This window comes from Azospira sp. I09 (genome assembly GCF_009177135.1).
GTDB lineage: Bacteria > Pseudomonadota > Gammaproteobacteria > Burkholderiales > Rhodocyclaceae > Azospira > Azospira oryzae.
Window position 1 is genome coordinate 3,706,889 of record NZ_AP021844.1, and the last position, 19,571, is coordinate 3,726,459.

At 56.3% G+C, this 19,571-nt stretch carries 16 protein-coding genes; all 16 read right to left on the reverse strand.

Annotated elements, in window-relative coordinates:
- Positions 1–5: 5 nt before the first annotated feature.
- The 16 genes from AZSP09_RS17395 to AZSP09_RS17470 all read right to left on the reverse strand — a co-directional run bounded on the left by AZSP09_RS17395 (position 6) and on the right by AZSP09_RS17470 (position 19,409).
- Positions 6–4,538 (reverse strand): glycosyltransferase, encoded by a 4,533-nt coding sequence (locus AZSP09_RS17395; protein WP_172974792.1) that lies wholly within the window; start codon positions 4,536–4,538, stop codon positions 6–8.
- Between the two features lie 106 nt (positions 4,539–4,644).
- Positions 4,645–5,760, reverse strand: a complete 1,116-nt coding sequence (locus tag AZSP09_RS17400) for a DegT/DnrJ/EryC1/StrS family aminotransferase (protein WP_152090765.1) — start codon at positions 5,758–5,760, stop codon at positions 4,645–4,647.
- The gene (locus tag AZSP09_RS17405; RefSeq protein WP_152090766.1) at positions 5,757–6,167 is read right to left on the reverse strand and encodes a sugar 3,4-ketoisomerase; all 411 of its coding nucleotides are present in this window, start codon (positions 6,165–6,167) and stop codon (positions 5,757–5,759) included. Before AZSP09_RS17405 ends, AZSP09_RS17400 begins: the two co-directional genes overlap by 4 nt.
- Positions 6,164–7,129, reverse strand: a complete 966-nt coding sequence (locus AZSP09_RS17410; RefSeq protein ID WP_152090767.1) for a GNAT family N-acetyltransferase — start codon at positions 7,127–7,129, stop codon at positions 6,164–6,166. The genes AZSP09_RS17405 and AZSP09_RS17410 overlap by 4 nt, the downstream gene beginning before the upstream one ends.
- The gene (locus tag AZSP09_RS17415; protein WP_152090768.1) at positions 7,126–8,052 is read right to left on the reverse strand and encodes a hypothetical protein; all 927 of its coding nucleotides are present in this window, start codon (positions 8,050–8,052) and stop codon (positions 7,126–7,128) included. Before AZSP09_RS17415 ends, AZSP09_RS17410 begins: the two co-directional genes overlap by 4 nt.
- A 13-nt stretch (positions 8,053–8,065) precedes the next feature.
- Positions 8,066–8,737 carry an acetyltransferase gene (locus tag AZSP09_RS17420; protein WP_152090769.1) on the reverse strand — a complete coding sequence of 224 codons (672 nt, stop codon included), beginning with the start codon at positions 8,735–8,737 and terminating at the stop codon, positions 8,066–8,068.
- A 12-nt stretch (positions 8,738–8,749) separates the two neighbouring features.
- Complete coding sequence (locus AZSP09_RS17425; protein WP_197739027.1) at positions 8,750–9,493, reverse strand: class I SAM-dependent methyltransferase; 744 nt, start codon at positions 9,491–9,493, stop codon at positions 8,750–8,752.
- A complete protein-coding gene (locus tag AZSP09_RS17430; RefSeq protein WP_152090770.1) occupies positions 9,490–10,626 on the reverse strand; it encodes a glycosyltransferase family protein in 1,137 nt (378 codons plus the stop codon). Before AZSP09_RS17430 ends, AZSP09_RS17425 begins: the two co-directional genes overlap by 4 nt.
- Before the next feature lie 19 nt (positions 10,627–10,645).
- Positions 10,646–12,319 (reverse strand): glycosyltransferase family 2 protein, encoded by a 1,674-nt coding sequence (locus tag AZSP09_RS17435; RefSeq protein ID WP_152090771.1) that lies wholly within the window; start codon positions 12,317–12,319, stop codon positions 10,646–10,648.
- A 3-nt stretch (positions 12,320–12,322) separates the two neighbouring features.
- Complete coding sequence (locus tag AZSP09_RS17440) at positions 12,323–13,102, reverse strand: hypothetical protein (RefSeq protein WP_172974793.1); 780 nt, start codon at positions 13,100–13,102, stop codon at positions 12,323–12,325.
- A 4-nt stretch (positions 13,103–13,106) separates the two neighbouring features.
- On the reverse strand, positions 13,107–14,231 hold the full coding sequence (locus AZSP09_RS17445) for a radical SAM protein (RefSeq protein ID WP_172974794.1): 1,125 nt from the start codon (positions 14,229–14,231) through the stop codon (positions 13,107–13,109).
- A 9-nt stretch (positions 14,232–14,240) separates the two neighbouring features.
- Positions 14,241–15,344, reverse strand: coding sequence for a radical SAM protein (locus AZSP09_RS17450; protein WP_152090773.1), 1,104 nt, complete (start codon positions 15,342–15,344; stop codon positions 14,241–14,243).
- 67 nt (positions 15,345–15,411) lie between these two features.
- Positions 15,412–16,488 (reverse strand): alpha-ketoacid dehydrogenase subunit beta, encoded by a 1,077-nt coding sequence (locus AZSP09_RS17455; protein WP_152090774.1) that lies wholly within the window; start codon positions 16,486–16,488, stop codon positions 15,412–15,414.
- The gene (locus AZSP09_RS17460; protein ID WP_197739028.1) at positions 16,481–17,446 is read right to left on the reverse strand and encodes a thiamine pyrophosphate-dependent dehydrogenase E1 component subunit alpha; all 966 of its coding nucleotides are present in this window, start codon (positions 17,444–17,446) and stop codon (positions 16,481–16,483) included. The genes AZSP09_RS17455 and AZSP09_RS17460 overlap by 8 nt, the downstream gene beginning before the upstream one ends.
- Positions 17,443–18,429 carry a glycosyltransferase family 9 protein gene (locus AZSP09_RS17465; RefSeq protein WP_152090775.1) on the reverse strand — a complete coding sequence of 329 codons (987 nt, stop codon included), beginning with the start codon at positions 18,427–18,429 and terminating at the stop codon, positions 17,443–17,445. Before AZSP09_RS17465 ends, AZSP09_RS17460 begins: the two co-directional genes overlap by 4 nt.
- A complete protein-coding gene (locus AZSP09_RS17470; RefSeq protein WP_232058821.1) occupies positions 18,426–19,409 on the reverse strand; it encodes a hypothetical protein in 984 nt (327 codons plus the stop codon). The genes AZSP09_RS17465 and AZSP09_RS17470 overlap by 4 nt, the downstream gene beginning before the upstream one ends.
- Positions 19,410–19,571: the final 162 nt, after the last annotated feature.

Genomic DNA, 19,571 nt, shown 5'->3' on the forward strand with positions numbered 1-19,571 from the left:
AAGGATTACGGGCGGGGGTCCGTTAGGGCCTTGAACCAGGCGTCCAGATGGTGGCTAAGAAGGTAACGTTGGCGCACCCACTGTTGCAGGGCGTCTCCTTCTTTTGCAGTGGCATCCAAGTCGTGGACTCGTTCCCGGATGGCCTGGACCCAGGCGCCAGTCTCGTTGGCAACTCGGGTTACTGGGGCATTGTCAGTACGGTAGGGATAGATGTCCGTACACACCACGGGCAAGCCCAGAACACCGTATTCCAGCAGACGCAGATTGCTTTTTGCCTCATTGAAGGGATGCTGTTGAAGGGGGGCCACCGCTAGATCCAGGTTGAGGGAGGCCAGTTTGGCTGGATAAGCTTCGACCCCAACTTCGAACTGGTGATATTCCGTCACGTACGGACGAATTTCGTCGGGACACATGCCGAAGAACACCCATTCCACTTCGTTGGCCGTCTGCTTCACTGCTTCGCTGATAATGGCCAAATCGCCTTTGTGTTGCTGGGCACCGGCCCAGCCCACCCGGGGCTTTTTCCCGACTCGGCGCTGGGAACTGAGGTGGGCCCACAGATCGTCCCGTAGGGAATTCGGCACCAGGCGAACTTCGTCGGTCAGTTCCTTGACGAAGTCGAAGAGAGGCTGGGTGCTGACCACCACCCGGTCAGTTTGCTCGAACAATTTGCGCAGGCGTTGCCGTCCGTTGCGGGGGATACGTCGGTAGTTGGGATTGTCCTCCGGCATCTGGGTGATGAGGTCGTCAATCATGATGACCGACAGCATGTCAGGTCGTTGCTTGCGGTAGAGCTCCTGCCACTCGAAGAAAGCCGGGGAATAGTCCACCTGCTGCATGAGTACGTCTGGTTCCAGGCGGTTCAGTTCTGGCAGGGTGGGGTAGCGTAGCTCGTGGTATTTGCGAGTCTGCACGATGGTGGATTGAATGCGTGCAGCGTGGGTCAATCCCTTCAAGGGAGCGGTAAACCGGTACTCGCCTACCCCGCCGGCTGGGGGAAAGGCGAGGATCCGTTGCCGGTCATGGAAGTTGGTATCCCAGTCTGCCACCAACTCACTTTCGACGTGGAAGGAGCGGTTGGTGCTGAGGGCTAGGTGACGATTGTAGGCCGGGTCTTCCCGGAGCCACTTCTTCCAACGGACATGCAGGGCCAGCGCTGTGGCCGAGTCCCGTTCGACGATGGCGGCACGGCGCTTGATCTCCTGGAGTTCGCTCTGCAGCGACTTGCTTTCGTGGTGAACCAGGGTGGCGTAGGGTGTCCACACGATGAGTTTGCCCAGTTCCCGAACCTTGAGGCAGAAATCTACATCGTTGAAGAGAACTGGCGTGTCCTGTTCATCCATGCCTGAAACCTGGATGAACAACTCCTTGGCGACCAACATGCAGGCGGCGGTGACGGCACTATAGTTTTGTTCCACCTGGAGGCGGTTGAGATAGCCAGGATCCTTCATGTCCAGGTTCATAAAGCCATGGGAGGCCAGGCGGTCAAGGCCAAGAATGACGCCGGCGTGCTGGACTTTTCCAGTTTCCGGATATACCAGGCGGGCGCCAACGATGCCCACTTCTGGACGCAGGGCATGGGCTACCATTCGGGATAGCCAGTTGGCCTGAATGATCTCAGTATCGTTGTTGAGCAGTAGGATCAACTCACCCTGCGCCGCCTCCACCCCCAAGTTGCATTGGGCGGAGAAATTGAAAGGACGATCGTAGTGAACGATGCGAACCCGTTCCGAATGGGTGGCCGCTAGTTCGTCGTAATAGGCCAGGGTATCGGGATCTTCGGTCTGGTTATCGACGATGATGACTTCGTAATGGGTGTAGTCCGTCTTCTGGAACAGTGTTTCCAGGCAAGGGCGTAGGTACCACACGCTATCCCGATTGGGGATGATGATGGATACGAGGGGGGTGCGCTCCAGAGGATAGGCCACCCGCAGAGTATCCGGCAGCAGCCCCTGTTCTACTTGGCCTGGTACTTTCCGACGCGCCAGGTGTGCTTCCACCGCTACCTGACGGGACGCTTGGGCCAGAGGATGTTCCGTCAGGCTAAAGGGGAGATGCACCAAGGGCTCGGCGATATGGCCGATAGACGAGAATCCACCCTCTTGATCAAAGATGCGCAAAAGGGCGTCGTACTGCAGTGCTCCGGGGAAGGGCGCGAAACTGCCTGCACTGCGCAGAGCCTGGGTCTGGAACCACACTGCACTGCCCACGTAGTCCATGGAGCGAAGATAGTCCAGACTGAAGTCCGGCTTAAACCATGGGTCCTGTCGCTGTCCTGTAGCACTCAGGAAATCATGGTCGCTATAGATGGCTTGCCATTCCGGGTGCAGTTGAGCGTAATCGCCGATGCTGAGGAGAGCATTGGGCTCCAGGGTGGTTCCGGGAGGCAGCAGGGCTACCCAGTCGCTAGGGATGTTCTCGATAACAGCATTGCAGCCCGCCACCAGGGTCTGTTCATCCTCCAGACTGTCCAACTGAAGCCAACCGAGTACTTCGGACTGGTTGAAAATGTCGTTGGGGGTGGGCTGGTCCGACAGCACAATCAGCTGCCAACCCTGATAGAGCTGCTGCTGTAGTCCGTCGATGGTCTTCGCCAGCTGTTCCATTTCTTGCTGACGTACCGGCATGAGGAGGAGGAAATGGGGGCGACGCTGCCAGGCCATCATTCGTTCCGCATGGACCTGGCCGTGGATGGGCTCCAGGGAGTGCTTGTTCACCCACAGGGGGTAGCCATCCTCGAAGGCGGTAGGGACTCGGTATTGGGAGGGGCCTTGGGGGGTTTCCAGTTCCTGCAGGAGTATCTGGCGCAGGCGCTCCACGCTGGCGTTGGGGGCTGGGTAGCGAGCGTACAACTGCTTGAACCCGGGCAGCTGCCGTGCTGCCGATGGGAGCGTGTGGTCCTGACGGAATGCTGCCTGACGGACCTCCACCGAGAGCCGTTCGATTTTCTGGATACGGGCGACAGCGGATGCTCGTAGCAGGAAGTCCCAGTCCTCCAGGATGGTCATGGATTCGTCAAACCCGCCGATCTGCTTAAGCAAGGAAGCACGGTGAGCCCAGGTTGGCGTGGGGATGTAGTTGGCCACCAGCAAATCATCCCGGGAATAGGGGCGGATCTGGTAAGGGCGGGTGCGGGTGGTCTCCATGGGGCGACCATCCACCATCTTGTGCACCACGTACTCGGCGTCGCTGTAGACGAAGTCGAAGGCGGTGTTTTCCAGGGCTGTGGCGATGGTTTCCAAGTGGTGGGTGAAGTAGTAGTCGTCATCGTCCAGGTAGGCGATGATGTTCCCCCGGGCCGCGGAAAGGGCCATGTTGCGGGCAGCCGCCGCACCACCGGAAGTGGAGCGGCGGATGTAGGTGATAGGGAAGTGACTACCGAAATAGTCCACCACATCTCCCACGTCGCAGCCGCCGTCGTTGGCTATTACGACCTCAAAACAGCGGTAGGTTTGGTACTGCAGACTCTGAAGTGCCTGGGCCAGAAGGTGGGGGCGGTCCTTGGTAGGGATGATGACAGAAACATGGGGGAGGGGTGCAGAGCGGGCAGAAGCAAAGGTGGGCGCCAAGGGCGCTTCCGGTTGGGGGGCGCTCACTCGTGGGGGGAAAGTTTCAAGCAACCCGAGAAAGTAATTTGCAAGAGCAGCAGGACCGTAGTGTTCCTGGATATAGGGCTGGGCTCGGTCCAGATAGGCCTGTCGCCGCTTCCGGTCAGCATAGGTACTAACCGCTTCTGCCAGGGTTTCTGGCGAGGTATAGATACTATCTTCTGCATTTAAGGCCTGGGCCAGAGCCCGATAGGCTGGGCAGGAACTGACTAGGGGAACCAGGCCGTTCGCGATAGCGGTGAGCATTTCCCCGTTACTTTTGCTGTCTTCATGCTTGTCCCCGGTCTGGGTAAGTAGGGCCAGATCACCTTGTTGCAATAGGGTGGAAAAATTTTCTTGAGACCAAGGGTGGAGTTTGAAGTCAGGCAGCATTTTCCCTAGTTCTGGCAGAGCAGCCCTGTCTGTCACCACATGGAGTTGAGCGCCTAAGGTCCGCAGGGTGGGTACTAGGGGGGCGATCTGGTAAAGGTTACCCACCGAACCGAACCAGATGATGCGCAAGTCATCATGGATGGGAGCGGGGGCCGCTTTGTCGGGGGAAGTATCAATGCCGCCGGGCAGTACTGCCAAGTTTGCCTGGGGGAAACGCAGGGCTAGAAGTCGGGCCCGCTCCGGGGTGTCCGTGGTGACTAGGTCTGCTAGTCCGACCATGGTCTGCCAGTCTTCTGGGCGGATGTCCAACTCCGCCAGTTTCTCTTCATGACTTTCGTCTAGATCGTAGATGACCCGGCCCCCCCGGGCTTTTACGAGCCGGGCGTAAGCGAGTAAATCTGGGGTAATTTTTTTCTGAATGAATAGTAGGTCCACATCCGGCATGGGTTGGGTGTGGGTCTCCTGACCGGCAGCCTGCAAAGCTTGGGCCAGGAGGAAGACCCGGATACGGCTGCTGACGTTATCTGCGTTTTGGGCGGGAATCAGGGAAATTTTCATGGTGCGTTCCATTGTTCCGGTCAGGAAAGGCGTTGGGGCCCTATTCTGCCTGCAAACGGCAGGTGGGGGCAGAAAAACTCCTCAATCCTCAAGCTGGGTGCGGCTTTCAGAGGACTTCTCCGGTTTCGGTCAGAGCCTGGATGACCCATTGGGCCTGGGTATCGGTTAACTGGGGCCCCATGGGCAAGCTGAGTACCTCTCCTGCCAGTTGTTCTGCCAGGGGGCAGTTAATTCCAGCCCATGCCCGGGCATAGGCCTGTTGCCGGTGGGGCGGGGTGGGGTAGTGGATCAGGGTGCTGATGCCTCGCTCCGCCAGATAGCGCTGCAAAGCATTCCGCTGAGGATGACGGATGACGAACAGGTGCCACGCCGGGTCAGCCCAAGGGGCGACGGTGGGCAGAGTGAGAGAGGTGACCGCCAGGGCTTCCCTATAGCGTTGGGCGAGTTGGCGGCGATGTCCATTCCAGTCTTCCAGATAGGCTAGCTTGACCCCCAGGACAGCCGCTTGCACCGGGTCCAGCCGGCTGTTGAAGCCAATCCGCTCGTGGACGTATTTTTGTTGGGAGCCGTAATTGCCCAATTCCCGAATTCGTTCTTGGAGTGCAGGGTCATCCGTGGTGACCGCTCCCCCGTCCCCCAGGGCGCCCAGATTTTTTCCCGGATAGAAACTCCAGGCCACCGGATTGCCATGGCTCCCGATGGGGCGTCCCTTGTAGCGGGTGCCGTGAGCTTGGGCTCCATCTTCCACCACAGCCAGCCTATAGCGGCGGGCGATAGCCATGATGGGGTCCAGATCCACCGGGTGACCGTAGAGATGGACCGGAAGAATGGCCCGGGTGCGGGGAGTGATGGCCGCTTCCAGGTTGCTTGGATCCATCGTGTAAGTAACGGGATCGGGCTCCACCGCTACCGGGGTGGCGCCGCAATGGCTAACTGCCAGCCAGGTGGCGATGAAGGTGTTGCTGGGGACCAGCACTTCGTCCCCGGGGCCAATGCCTAGGGCTGCCAAAGTCAGATGCAGGGCGTCCAGGCCGTTGCCCACACCGATACAGTAGGCGGCGCCGGTAGCAGCGGCAAATTTTTCCTCAAATTCCGCCACAACCCGGCCCCCGACATAGTGGCCGGAACGCAGCACCTCTAAAACCGCCCCTTCAATTTCCGGTTGGAGTTCCCGGTAGGCAGCGCTCAGGTCGAGAAAAGGGACATTTAGGGGCGGAGTCATGGGGCCAACACTTCCCGGAGAAACTGGTCATGGTCCCGAATGTAGTCCTCTTCCTCATAGGGAGCGGAGGCCAGCACCATGCAGACGGCGCCGGAAGAAAAATTGTCCAGTGTTCGCCACATCATGGGGCAGACATAGAGCCCATAGTAAGAGCGGTTAAGGTGAAAACGGTGATCTGAAATTCCATCGCTGAGTACAACGTCAAAACTCCCTGACATGGCGATAATGAATTGATGGAGATTCCTATGAGCATGGGAGCCGCGAACAGAGCCGCCAGGGACGTCGTAGAGGTAATAGGTACGCTTAATGTCGAAGGGAATATGGTGATTCCCTTCGACAAAAGTTAAATTTCCTCTCGGGTCCGATATTTTTGGAAGTTCGATAAGTCTGCAGTCATCGAGGGTCATGTTGAACACCGCAAATCAAGTTCATAAAAGTCGTGGACTGTACCGCCACCACCGAATTCGCTCTTAAACTGATAGAGACCGTTGTTTAGAACTCTTCCATTGTCTTCAGTACTGATACCAAAATCAAACCACCGTGCTCCTTGGCTTTTTGCGTTGGAAATTGCGAAGCTGAAAATTTTATCTAATACAGAAACTGCATTACCTTCTGGCGAAGAAGTGATGTATTGGGCATGGTGACAAGTAGGGGATATATATAAAACAATGCCGCCAACAATAACTCCTTCAGTGGCACCACAAATGCATTTGATGTGGTTGGGAAAACGATTAGCAAGGAGCTCAATTTCTGTAATGGAATGGGTGGGGTAGGCGCTATGCCGGCTTTCTAGATTTTTTGTTAATATCGCCCATAGATCGGGTAAATAGCGATTCCCTTCTAAGATAGAAATTCCATGCCGTTCAGCATTTTTTAAACCCCTGACACGCCTATGGCTGGGGTTGCCTCGATTGGAAAGGTCAATAGTGCAACTAAGATCGCGTCTTATCAGTCTAGAGCCAAACGTGTCTAAGGAATACAAGTCATCCTGGGAAGGACGCCGGTGATAGATGGGCGGGATTGCTTTATATATTAAATTAATATAATTGGTGCTCTTGTAATGCTGCATGACTAATTGTAGGGCTTCCCTGCTATTTTCACCATGTAACTCCCCTTTGTGTAGCAATCCACCATAAGTAATGCCTGGGTGAGAAATTATAGTCTGGCAGTTGTGGGGCGATTCGGCTGCTGGAAAGAGGCCGACAAGACGCTCATTACTCTCCAGGATTAACGACCTATCAGAGAATCTGTCGCCGTGATAGGATAAGTAGCGTCGAGTATGGAGTATTGTGGCTTGAATTGCTTCGCTACAAAATTTATCCCAGACTTCAATGTCATTTGAAGTGAATGGCCGAATTTTTAGAATCATTCGTCTTCCAATATCGCGGCAGCAAATCCAGATTCCCCAAAGTTATTGCCATTGTAGAATAAATATAATTTCCCATTTATTTCGAGGGGGGCAGCGTATGTGATTGTGTCGGAATCGAAGCTCCCTGGTGTGATGTCTAGATTTAATTTCTCATCCAGCCGTTCCCATTGGATGCCATCCCTAGATTCTGCATAACCCAGCCGATAGGCGCCTAAAGAACGGCGACGTATGGAGTAAAACATACGATAACCACCACCGGGTTTCTTTATGATGCAAGGGCGGCCAAATCCATACTCATCCGGCTTGGATACTGGGATGACCGTTTTCCCTTCTGACGGCCAGTGGATTCCATCGTTTGATTCAGCATAACGAATATCGTAAATAGGGGAAGATTTTTTGTTGATCTCTTCCCAACGACTGCCGGCCACATACCACAATTTAAAATGGCCTGCGTCATGCAGGCAGTAAGGGCCACCTCGAATAAATAATTCGTAAGGTGTGCGCTCTAAAATAGGGGTGGTGTGGGTTTTTTTAAATGTGCTTCCCCCATCCTGGCTTATCGCTAATCCGGTTAATAATCTATAACGAATTTTTGTGCCTAATTCAAAGCCGGCGTAGTACATGTAAATCTGATTCTGTGGGGTGGGCGCGACAGAGCAAGGGAGAATCCCATTTTCGTCAAAGGTACCGGGCACACCGATATCAAATAGCGGACGGTCATGAATATACAGAATGTTGGTGGGATTATCTCCTGCTACATCAATGTAACTCGGACGGGCTACACCATGTTTGTCGCAGCTGCTGAAAAATATTCGGATAATTTCTCGGCTGATTCTGTAGGGGGTAGGAACCATTGCATGAGTTAGAGCCCAGGGAAGGGTGCCATCAGGGCCATAGATTAATCCCAGTTTTCTCCATTTCACGATGAATATCTCGCTATAGCTTGAAGAATTCTAATGAACTCAGCTTATGAGAAATGGCTGTCTCTGTTTTGAAAAACGCATTATCCGGTGTGTTTTTCATAATGGTCGTGCTGGGTCCAACCCAGTTATTTTGTCCTACTGTTATGTTGTTTGCTAAAGTCGAATTTACTCCAAGAAAAGAATTTTCTCCTATATCGCAAAATCCGGAAATAACTACATGGGAGGAAATAAAGCAGTTATTTCTAATGGTGGAGTGATGGCCAATATGATTTCCGCTCCACAAAATAACATTGTCCTCAATATTACAGAATGGTTGGATCGTGTTGTTTTCAAAAATGAAACAATGTTCGCCAATTTTTACGTTAGACCACACAAATGATTTCGAACTGATATATGAAGCCAAGTGGTATCCCTGTTGCTTTGCCGATGCGGCGAGTCTAGTTCTTAAGCGGTTGAGTTGAGTGTATGGTATGGCAACATACACATCGTAGGCTTTTGGCGGGTGGCTATGGGGGAGCGTCTCAAATGGTACAACCGGTATCCCAAATAAACTTGCTTTTTTGATGAACTTTTCTTCTACAGAAAATGCACTTATTGAATAATTTGAGTCGTGCAGGAAGTATTCATAAGCGATTTCTGCGAAGGCAGAATCTCCAACGATAATAAGGTTTTTTGTTTTATCCATGATTGTGCCCTTTTATGGTTTTAAGATGAGTATGTCTTCTCTTCTGTTCGCCATGGGTAATTGCGGCGACTGCGGCACCCAGTAAGCATCACATCCCTGCGCTCGAACTCGCATTATGATTGATAGGATCACGGAGTCGTCAATTTTTCCTGGCTCGATGGTGGTAAAGCTGACAGAGGGGATTTCTTCCGTTGCTGTGAAATTCTGATGGAAGCGTATTCCAGGTTGACTGGAAAAGAACCGTTTTCGCTTCGATATGTTTGGAATGTCTCCAATTAACATTTGTCCGCCAGGGGATAGTAATTCCATGGAGGTGTCAATAAACTTGAATAATGACGATTCATTGAAAATGTAATGTAAAACGCTGTAGCAAAGAATTGCGTCAACACCGTTTACATAAGTCTGCAGATTTTCTTTGCATTCGGGGAAGTGTCCGGCTACTTTTTTGTTGTTATTGTTATCCGGTAATTGAGAAAGCATTTCCTCTGAATCTACCAAGATAAGATGATGCTCCCTATTTTTGCCTTTTTCCAGGAGCAGATGTGCCAGTGGCCCGCATCCGGGGCCGATGTCAAGGATGGTTTTTTTTCTGAGGTCTAAATTGGTGAGTTTTTTGTTGATGTCCTCGAATATTCGTTCTTCAAATCCCTGCCGGTAGGAATCAGGGAAACCAATTTTTTCATTTTGGCTGAGGGTGTTATCTAAGGCCATCCGACGAAAATCATCAAATCCGAGATTTGAGAAATCGATGGTCACGATACTTTCTCCAAGTCATTGAGAATTTGTGCTACCCGATGGTTCCAAGTATGTTTTTCTTGTATGAGGTCATACGCATTTTTTTTTATTTTCTCTGTCTCTGGGTTAAAGAGGTAATAATTAGTAACCTCTTTAAGATTCGATAACGAATATTCTATGTAGTGAGTTCCTGGAATAAAATCTTTCATCTCTTCACCAGTGACAATATTTCGATTTGCGAAGATGGGGCCGCCGTATGCCCCCATACAATCAAAAACCCGCGGGTGTATGATCATTCCGCCATTATGTAAATTAAAGGCGCTGGTTCTGAATGTGCGCACGAGATCGCGGAAGCCGGGTAATTCCCGTTGGTAGTGGTTTGTTAAATGTGGCCAGCCTTTCCAGGTGTCGGGGCCGTATAAGTGTAAGGAATGACCGTTCTGTAGGATTGTTTCCGCTAAACGAAAACGGTTGAAGGCCCTGATATATTCTTCTTTAAATATGCTCAAGGCTTCAGGGGGTAATTCCTTTGTTGTGCTTCCCAGAGTATTAAAAAAAACTTCAACGATGTCATCGAGTAGCTCTAACGGATAGTCGATTTCGTCTCCGAGGGCGGCGCTCAAAAAATTAAAATAATCTTGCCCCGAGAATTGGCGGCCGTTGCCGATAGAGTACTGATTGCTTAATAAACTTGCCGAAGGAATATAGCCAACCAGAGAGAAGTCGGTCTTTATTTCTGCTTTTTCGTCTCCGTGCTCTAGTGGTTGAGTTGCAAAATGTAGGATTCCAACATCGGGGTTGTCAGGAAAAACAAGATTTTTTAATCGCTGGCTCACTACATAGACCAAATCATCTTCTTTCGATTCGAATCTCGTATGGCGCAGGTCCCGACCATTGAAAATATTGTCCTGAAGCCAGAGTACATGGCGGAAGGCTGGTGCGGTCTGGTTCGGGTGGGGACAGTTGATGGAAAACACCAAATCCGGGGCATAGCCCTGCAACAGAGCGTTTTCTGCCCCCTCATTCAAGTCGGCTACCTGGGTCAGGCAGTCCGCTCCGGTACGCATGAAGGCACGGCGCAGGGCGAGGGCCAGATTGATGTAGAAGAAGGTCCGGGCCGGGGCCCGGATCAGGACGCGTTGATATTGAGTCAATTGGGGGCCGGGTAAAGCGTTAGCGTTGAGTGAGAGGTAGGGCGAATTTGTGCACCACCATTTGCAGAGCCTGTTCGATGCCCTGGTCGGTGAGGCCCAGGGCGTTTTCCTGGAACATCATGGCGATCATGGACCCCACCTGAACATCCCCCTTGGCTTCCAGCTGATGAACGGTGAAATTCCGTTCCAGGGTGAGGATGAAATCCAGGTCTGCCAATAGGGGCAGGGATTGATCCAGGCCGCCTTGGCGCAGGAATAGGGTGCGGCGTAGGGCGAAGGCGGCGAGGGGGGGCATCTGGTCCTGCCAGGGGTGACCGGCGGAGAGAACCATACCGAGCAGGCTGTTCCAGGCCCGATGCAGCCCAGCACATTCCTCCGGCTCCCGGGTGCTCACCGGGTATTGGACTGTGGTGCAGCCCGGCTGGCTGAGGGCCTGAACCAGGTAGGCGAGAAAATCCGGGGCCAGATATCCCTGGGGGTCCATGAAGTAGAGCAGTTGCCCGCCCGCTACCTGGGCCGCCTGATTGTAGGCTGTGGCCAGGCCTACGCCGGGCAAGTGGAGACAGCGGACGGCCTGGCTACGGGTCGGGTCATCTCCCAAGTTGGCGCAATCCATGCGCCCCCGATTTACCGCCAGCAGTTCCCAGTTTTTAAACTGCTGCAAATCCAGCTGGGTCAATACCTGATCCACCACCTCCGGGTTATCCATGAGGGGCAGCACGATGGTCAGGGTGGGGTTATCCAGGGGGCCGTCCAGGGGATCGTTCTGCAACTCACGCAAAAAGGCTTCCCCCCGCTCGTAGGCAGCCAGGACCCGGGCCGAATCTCCGTTGCGGCCCGGAAGGGAAGCCTGGCGGTAGGCTTCCCGCTTCCGGTTCAGGGTATCCAGAATGCCGGCTTCGTAACCTGCCAGCCGGTCCCGATTTTCCGCTACCAGATAGCGGTCCAGGAGGACGGCGAATTCCCTGGCGCCGATGCCCTGTTCGTCAAAATCCCGACCTACGGACGCCTGATTGTTGTGGATGCGGAAGGCGCCCAAGGGGGCATAGATAAAGGTAGAAAGTACGCCTCGCAAGGACAGGCGTAGGGCCAGATCCCAGTCCGTTGCTCGGAAAAAGCGACCCGGTTGGTCATCGATGGTGAGTTCCGGATCAAAGGCCCCCTGTTCCCGGATTACCCGGGTGCGAAACAGGGTGGCGCCCATGTAAATGTACTCATCGAAGCGCAGCAGATCGGGAAAATCATCCCGACCCGGGGGCAGATGGCAGGGCAGGTGGCCCGGGTGGCGTACGGTGCTGACGAGCCGATCCTGATCGTCCGCCATAACGTAGTTGGCGTAGGCGAAACCGGCCTGGGGATACTGGCGCAGGGCGTTGAGTAAGCGCCCCAGGCAGCCGGGCAGGAGAAAATCATCGGCGCCCAGGAGCAGGACGAATTCCCCCCGGGCCTCCCCGAAAGCCTTATTCACATTGGCGACCGCTCCCAAGTTTTCCGGATTGCGTATCACCCGGATGCGGTCGTCTGCCTGGAAGGCTTGGAGGCGTTCCGGAGTGTCGTCCGTGGAACAGTCATCCACCACCACCAGTTCCCAATCCTGGAAATCCTGGTTTTGTACGGAGGACAGGGCTTTGGGGAGATAGCGGCCGTAGTTGTAGGCGGGGATGACGACAGAGATAAGGGGGGCGGCAGACATGGGTCAGGCTTTCCGTTGATCGACGAGGATGGTGCGGCGCAGAGCGTTCCGATCTACCCGCTCTTCCCCATACACCTCTAGCCAGGGGGCCGCTTGGCGGCGCAGCGCCTTTTCCAGGCTGCGCATCAGGGCAGGCAGTTCGGCGGAGTCGGCGCTTTTTTCGTAATTGAGGATGACCCGCACCGGGCGCCCCCGGATGTCGTCCTCCAGCCGGTCCACTTCCAAAAGGCCCTGGGCCAGATTCTCCTCCTGAAGCGTGTGGGCCACGACCTGGCGCAAGTGGGCCAGACGGGCTCCCGGGGTGGCTTGGGTCCAGGTTTCCGGTAGGGCCAGGAAGGCGGCGCCGGACAGTGCCGGGGGGGGGGCGGCGGGGCGGCATTGCTGCCGGTAGGCCCGTAGGGCGGTCTGAGCCTGTTCCAGGGCGGGGGCTTCCTGAATCGGATTGAGAATGCCCCGGTCCGCCGGAGGCGGAACTTCCCGGCTAACCAGGTGGAACGCATAGGCAGCCCCCTGGGCGGCGGCTTCCTCCAGGCTTAAGCCCGGGAGCAGGCAGGCCAGGATGTCCAGCCAATCCCGGTCCGCTTCGGGGGCGTTGGTGAAGTGGGCCGCCTGGATGCCGTCCGTATCTGCAGCCAGCCATAGGCGCAGCCCCAGGGCGTCCGTGTCCGGATCAAGGGGGGGCTGCAAACGGGCGCCAGCAGGAGGGGGGGGCGTTTTCTCCAAGAGGGCGGCCAGACGGGCGGCGCTATCCCGGAGGGACTGGTGGTAAGAGGTGGTGGCCATGGTGTCAGATGAAATTGAGATGGTCCGGCGGGGTGCCCTGGGGGGCGCGCAGTTGAATTTCACCGCGCCGATAGGCGTCCAGGGTTTCATTGACCTTGTGTTGCAGGCAAAGGGTGCCACACATGGTCTGGGCATTGAAATCTGGGGAGGCCAGATAATTCATGACTTCCCAATAGGCATCGCTTTGCCAGATGTCCTTGAAGCGCGTGTCGCAGATATTACCCAGGTGGAATTTCTTGTAGCGCTCGTTGAAGAGCATGCCACAGGGAGCCACCAGACCGGAACCCGACAGCTGGATGATGAAGGGGGGGCCGTAGCAGCGCTGATAGCTGCGTTTTTCCCCGGCCAAAATCTTGGACCACTTGACCGAGACTTGGTAATCCGGGGTGGACAGGGCTTCCGCCTGGTGCAGGGTATCGAAGAGGTCTCCGTAGCCGCTGTAATCCACCTGGAGATCCCCGTCTTCATTGTCGCTGCAATGCTTGAAGATGCAGTAATCCACCCCCAGCTCCCGGCCCAGCCGGGCCAGGGGCAATACCTGGTCGCCGAACTGGGGCATGAGCACCATTTGCAGACCCAGGGTGACGGAAAGATTCCGTTCCCGTTTGATGCGCACCATGGCCCGGATGTTGTCCAGAACCCGGTCATAGAAGGCCGGCTTGACTCCCATGATTTCCGCATACCGGTCCCGTTCTCCGGCGGAGATGTTGATGCGCAGATAGGTCAGGTGGGGCAGGATGCGCTCCGCCATGTCCGGAGTGACGAGAAAGCCGTTGGTGCCGGTGGCCATGGACAGACCCAGCTCCCCGCCCCGCACAATGGCGTCGGCAAACACCGGGGAGACGGAGCTTTCCCCATCCGACACCAGACTGATGCCTTTTACTCCGATGTCTGCGGCATCTTCGAGGAAATCGTAAATCACCTGCTGGGTAATCGTCTTCCGGTCATTTTCCTGCAGAGTGGCATAGCAGTAGGTGCAGGCGTAGTTGCAGGCCCGGGTGAGGGCCATGTCGATGGTGATGGGGGCAATGCGCTCCCCCCGTTCCCAGGCCTGCACCCGGCCCAGGTGCCAGGGAATCTTGGTGCCGTCGAGAATGAGTTGGGTGTGTTCGGGCAAGGCAGAGGACACGGCGGTTTCCTAAATGAAATTGACGTGGGGAACGGTGCCCCGGACCAATTTGTCCAGATAGCGGTTCACTTCGTCCATGCGGCAATTGACCCGGCACTGGTGAATATCCAGTTCCTGGCGCACAAAGGCGAAATTCGCCTGCCGCTTGGGGCCTTCCCAGATGCTTTGGAAATCCTGTTGATTGATGTTGCCATATTCAAAGCGGGAGTCCAGCAGGTAAGCACTACAACCGTATACGGCACCGGTCGCCATGACATAAGCCCAGAATGCGGGGGTGGAAAGGCAGCGGGAGTAACGGTCCTGTTCCCCTTCTGTATGTTTTTTCATGGTGTGGCTGCGGAATATCACCTGGAAATTGTTCCGGTTTTCCTCCGCCAGGGTTTCCTGGAGGGAGAGCAAGCGGGAATAGTCCAGATCCCGGTAGGTTTGGGTGACACTGGCGTAGTGCTGGGAATAGGGCTTCACCACCAGATAGTCAAGACCGATTTCGTCCCGGCAGAGGCGGGCCAGCTGGGTGATTTCCCTGGCGTTTTCCGGCAGCAGGAGAATCTGGGCTCCCAGGGTGCACTTACCTCCATCCCGCTGGCGGGCGGCCACCAGACGCTTCAGATTGCCCACTACCTTGTTGAAGTCTTCCGCCTTGGTGCGGTGAATCTTGGCGTAGGTTTCCGGGCTGCCCGCGTTGAGGGATACCTTGATCCAGGACACATGGGGTAGGGCTTCGGCGACAAAGGCTTCGCTCACCACCGTGGCATTGGTGGTGAAGGCCGAGTCCATGCCCGCTTCCGCTGCCGCCAGCACCATGCGGTGGATGTCCGTGTGCAGCATGGGTTCCCCTTCCCCGGCGAACATCACGCTTTTGACCCCCAGGCGTCCCATGTCCGCCAGGGTACGTTGCACCACGGCCAGATCCAGACGCACTGGCTGGTAGCCGATGTAATCCACAGCGCAGAAGGTGCACCGGTGGTTGCAGGCGCCTACGGGGGCGATTTCCACGTAAATGGGGTAGAGGTGTTTGAATTTTTCCCAGTCTTCCCCGGCCTCCAGGAACTGGCTGACCCGGCGGGGGTGATACACCAGCTTGTGACTATCGATGGCGAATTGGTCGGACATGCTTACCTCAGGAGGGAAACACCCACTGGGGGGCTCCGGAAAAGGTGATAAAAAAGGCGGAGGGGCATCAGAAGGGACCGGTGAATTCTTTCTGGGGAGCATCTGCTGGGGTGGTGCGGCGCAAACGCGCTTGCAGTTGTTCCCGATCCAGGGTCTTGTCTGGCCGTTGGGCTACTACGGCCAGGGCGATGCTGGTGGCGTCCGGGTAGTAGTCCGCCGCCAGGAAATGGGAAGTGGGGGCGGGCAGGTCGGGCAGGGTCACTCGGGCGGGGGCCGCTGCCAGTTGCCCCCAGCATTGCTCGGTGATAGCCGCCACCAGCTCCCCGGCGATGCCACCGGTTTTCCAGCCGATGTCTGCGGCCACCAGATGGCCGGTGCGGGCCACCGAGGCCGCTACCCCGGCTACGTCCAGAGGACGGGCCATGCGCATGTCCAGCACTTCCACCTCCCAGCCCTGCTCCGCCAGGGCTTCCGCCGCCAGCAGGCTTTCCACCACCATGTAGGAAAAGGCGGCGATGGTGACATCCCGGCCGGGACGGCGAATGGCAGCCTGTTCCAGCGGCGCGATGTAGGGGGCCTCCGGTACCTGATCCACCAGACCGTGGAGCCAGCGGTGTTCGACGAACAGCACCGGGTCGTCGCAGGCGATGGCTGCCAGGAGCATGCCCTTGGCATCATGAGCGGTAACCGGTAGGGCGACCCGCAGACCGGGAATATGGGCGAAGAGGCTGTGCAAGGCTTGGGCGTGCTGGGGCCCTTGGCCCCAGCCCCGGCCCACCACGGTACGGATCACCAGGGGCACATGGGCCCGTCCGGCAAAGACGTAGCGCCACTTGGCGGCGTTGTTGATGATCTGGTCGGCGCACAGCAGCATGAAATCAATGCGCTGGTGTACCATTACCGGACGCATACCCGCTAGGGCAGCGCCGATGGCAATGCCGGTCATGCCGTTTTCCGCTAAGGGGGTGTCGAACACCCGTTGGGGGCCGAACTGTTCCTGGAGACCAGCGGTGGTGCCGAAAATGTGTTTGGGGTCGGGCACCCCTTCCCCCAGAAGAATGACCCGGGGATCGGCGGCCATCGCCTGGGCCAGGGCTTCCCGGATGGCTTCGGCTTGGGAGAGGCAACGCTGGGTATCAGCCATGGAGCAATCCTGGTAAATCGTTGTAACGGGGCGGGGCCGCATCAAGGGCGGTCTGAAAGGCGGCGGCCACTTCGGCGTCGACGGTGTCCTTGGCTTCCTGGAAAAAAGTGCGGTCGGTCCCAGAGGCCTTGAGCTGGTTCGCCAGCCGTTGTATCGGACAATGTTGCTGCCAATCCTGTAATTCTCCCTGGGGTCGGTAGCCCAGATCATCGTCGTAATCGGGGCCGCAGTGTTCCCGCCAGCGGTAGGTGGAAAATTCCAGGAATACGGGGCCTTTCCCCTGGCGGGCCTGGGCAATGGCCTGGGTGGCCGTATCCACCACGGCGGCCACATCATTGCCATCCGCCGTGGCTACCTGGCAGCCGTGGGCCGCCGCAACCCCGTGAATGGGGCGCTCGGGCTGGCGCTGATCCAGGCGGGTATAGACGGAATACAGGTTGTTTTCGCAGACGAAAACCATGGGCAGGTGGTGCAGCAGGGCGAAATTGAGGGATTCATGGACCACTCCCTCTTCAAAAGCGCCATCTCCGAAAAAGGCTACGGATACCTGGTCACTGTTTTTCAATTGGGCGGCCCAGGCCGCACCTACCGCCAAGGGAATGGTGGAGGCTACGATGGGAACTGCCCCCATGAAACCGGCTTCCGGGTCGATGAGGTGCATAGAGCCCCCCATGCCGCCGCAGCAGCCGTTGCCCTTGCCATAGAGTTCTCCGATTAGGGCCGGAAGATTCCCTCCTTTGGCCAGATAGTGACCGTGGGCCCGGTGGTTGCTGAAGACGTAATCGTCCCGGTTCAGGGCATGGGCCACGCCGACGCAGATGGCCTCCTGGCCGATGCACAAATGGGTGGGGCAGCGCATTTCCTGTTCGCCGTAACGGGCCGCGATGGCTTCCTCGGTTAGCCGGATGCGCAACATGTCCCGGTACAGGTGTTGCAGTTCTGTCAGGGAAAAATTCACGATGGGGATGCCTCCAGAGCCTGGAACTGGCGCCGCAGGGCTGCTTCCACAGTGGCGACGGAAATGTGCTCCATGCAGGGAACGGGTTGTAGGCAACGGGATTCCAGGCAGGGAATGCAGGACCAGCCCAGTTCCGGGGTCAGGGTGAGCAGATTGGGGGCCGTCACCTCCGTGGCCACCGTGGGTCCGAACAGGGCTACCACTGGCTTGCCTAGGGCCAGAGCGATATGGAGGCCAAGGGAATCGTTGGTAACCAGTACCCGGCAGCTGTGAATCCAGTCGATATAGTCTTCGATGTCGTTGGCCCCTTTCTGCCAGGAAACCCGGAAGTGTCCCGCCAGGCGGTCGTGGAGCTGGTGCCAGCGTTCCTCCGGCCAGCGTTTTAGAGGGAATTTCTGGCCGATCAGGTGGTTCAGCCCCACATCGTGGCACACCTGACTGAGGGGCTGGTAGCCCAGGATGTAGGGCTGATTCCGGTAATTTTCCCCGAGCATTTCATAGAGAATGCTGGACCAGGATTTGGCCTTGTGCCGTTTGGCGTGGAGGTCCGTGGTGTAGGACAGGGCCTCATCGGAAAGATCGTAGGCCAGAGGGCGGTGGGTGGTGGGGTCGAGACGGAAGCCGTAGCGCCGCCAGGCCGGAATCCGGTCTGCTACCGCGCAGATACCCGGCTCCTTTTCGAAGTTGATGACGATGTCAAACCGCTCGGAAAGCAGGAGGTGGGGCGTGAAGGGATTAATGACCAGGAGCCGGCTGATGTAGGGATTGCTTCGCAGCAGGGGTACCCCCTTCTGATCCACCACCCAGGTGACTTCGTAATCCTCGGGGGGAAAGAGGTGGAGGATAACCGTGCTGCGCAGGATGTCTCCCAGGCTGACCACGCCCCCTTCATCCGGGTCCAGGGTTTCACTATAACCAGGCTTGAGGATAAGTACTCGCTTGCGACTGTGGGTGACGGGGGCGATAGGCAGGGGAGAATTCATGGGGTGACTCCATCCAGAGGCGCAAGATAGGGGGCGACCCGATCCAGCTCCTCCTCTGTTAGGGAGCGGCGCAGGGCAGACGGTAGCTGGATGTTGCGCATCTGGACTGAGGTGTGGGGAATGCCCTGATCGTAATAGCTTTGAAAACGGTTGTTCTTGATTTTTGTGTCGCAGCCGATGCAACGCCCGTACTCCCGGCAGGGCCGAAATTCGGTGAGGGCGGCTATGGTGAAGTCTGGGTCCAGCAGATGACCGATGGGGCGCATCTGCTCCGGATCGAACAGATCGTCCTGCATTCGCCTGTAGCGGAAATCTCTGGCGGCCAGTTTGGCGAACTGAGCTTCCGGCCCGCCTTTTTCCCAGTTGGCGTAAAGATAGTAATGGCAGCCCCAGATAAACCCTAGAGGATCAATGAGCAACTCGGTGGTGCGACATTCGCAGGCCAGGGTGGTGGTGGCGAAGTGCCGGGCGATAAGGTCGGTGGAATAGGGGTAGAGGTAATGACCGTAGAGCTGGCCCTGATGCACACCGAGGAATTCCTTGGTCTCAAAGGGCACTCGTCCCTGATAGAGGGCTTCCATTTCCGGGGTTACCTGGTTGTCCGGATGGGCCACCATGTAGATGCCGACGTCGCTGTCCGCTTTTTGCGGGGAGACACGGAAACCGAGGGAAGCCAACGTTTCACAGCGATCTACAAGTTCAGCGAAGCCATGTCCGTGCCAAGTTCGATTCATTTCTACTGCGTGATAGCTGACCCGGATTGAGGGATAGGGTGCGTCTCGTTGCAGCTTGCCTAAATTACCGTTTAGGGCGGAGACGAAATCCAAGGGTTTCAGGGCGAAATTGGTGAGCAAATCAAAATAATGCGGAACGCTACCCAGAATTACACCTAACCCCTTGGTTTTCCAGTAGAGAGTTGGTTCTCCTCCCTGTAGAGTAATTGGTAAGTCTTGCCGGTATGGCAAGCGATTGAGTGCCATATTCCATTGCTCGGGCGATAGATGGCGGATTCGTTGGGGGCGGATTTTGAATAAATTTGCCCGCTGTCCCCCTTGGATTGGGTCATTGATGCAGTAACTGCAGTTAAGGTTGCAGTCCAGTGTCAAGAAAAGACCTATGTAGTTAAGTGAATCCGGTAATTC

Bases quoted from the DNA above. Each gene is read 5' to 3' on its own strand.
- AZSP09_RS17410 (WP_152090767.1), bottom strand. From the start codon at position 7,129: ATGATTCTAAAAATTCGGCCATTCACTTCAAATGACATTGAAGTCTGG.
- AZSP09_RS17440 (WP_172974793.1), bottom strand. From the start codon at position 13,102: ATGGCCACCACCTCTTACCACCAGTCCCTCCGGGATAGCGCCGCCCGT.
- AZSP09_RS17450 (WP_152090773.1), bottom strand. From the start codon at position 15,344: ATGTCCGACCAATTCGCCATCGATAGTCACAAGCTGGTGTATCACCCC.
- AZSP09_RS17455 (WP_152090774.1), bottom strand. From the start codon at position 16,488: ATGGCTGATACCCAGCGTTGCCTCTCCCAAGCCGAAGCCATCCGGGAA.
- AZSP09_RS17400 (WP_152090765.1), bottom strand. From the start codon at position 5,760: ATGACTCCGCCCCTAAATGTCCCTTTTCTCGACCTGAGCGCTGCCTAC.
- AZSP09_RS17420 (WP_152090769.1), bottom strand. From the start codon at position 8,737: ATGGATAAAACAAAAAACCTTATTATCGTTGGAGATTCTGCCTTCGCA.
- AZSP09_RS17465 (WP_152090775.1), bottom strand. From the start codon at position 18,429: ATGAATTCTCCCCTGCCTATCGCCCCCGTCACCCACAGTCGCAAGCGA.
- AZSP09_RS17405 (WP_152090766.1), bottom strand. From the start codon at position 6,167: ATGACCCTCGATGACTGCAGACTTATCGAACTTCCAAAAATATCGGAC.
- AZSP09_RS17470 (WP_232058821.1), bottom strand. From the start codon at position 19,409: ATGGCACTCAATCGCTTGCCATACCGGCAAGACTTACCAATTACTCTA.
- AZSP09_RS17435 (WP_152090771.1), bottom strand. From the start codon at position 12,319: ATGTCTGCCGCCCCCCTTATCTCTGTCGTCATCCCCGCCTACAACTAC.
- AZSP09_RS17395 (WP_172974792.1), bottom strand. From the start codon at position 4,538: ATGAAAATTTCCCTGATTCCCGCCCAAAACGCAGATAACGTCAGCAGC.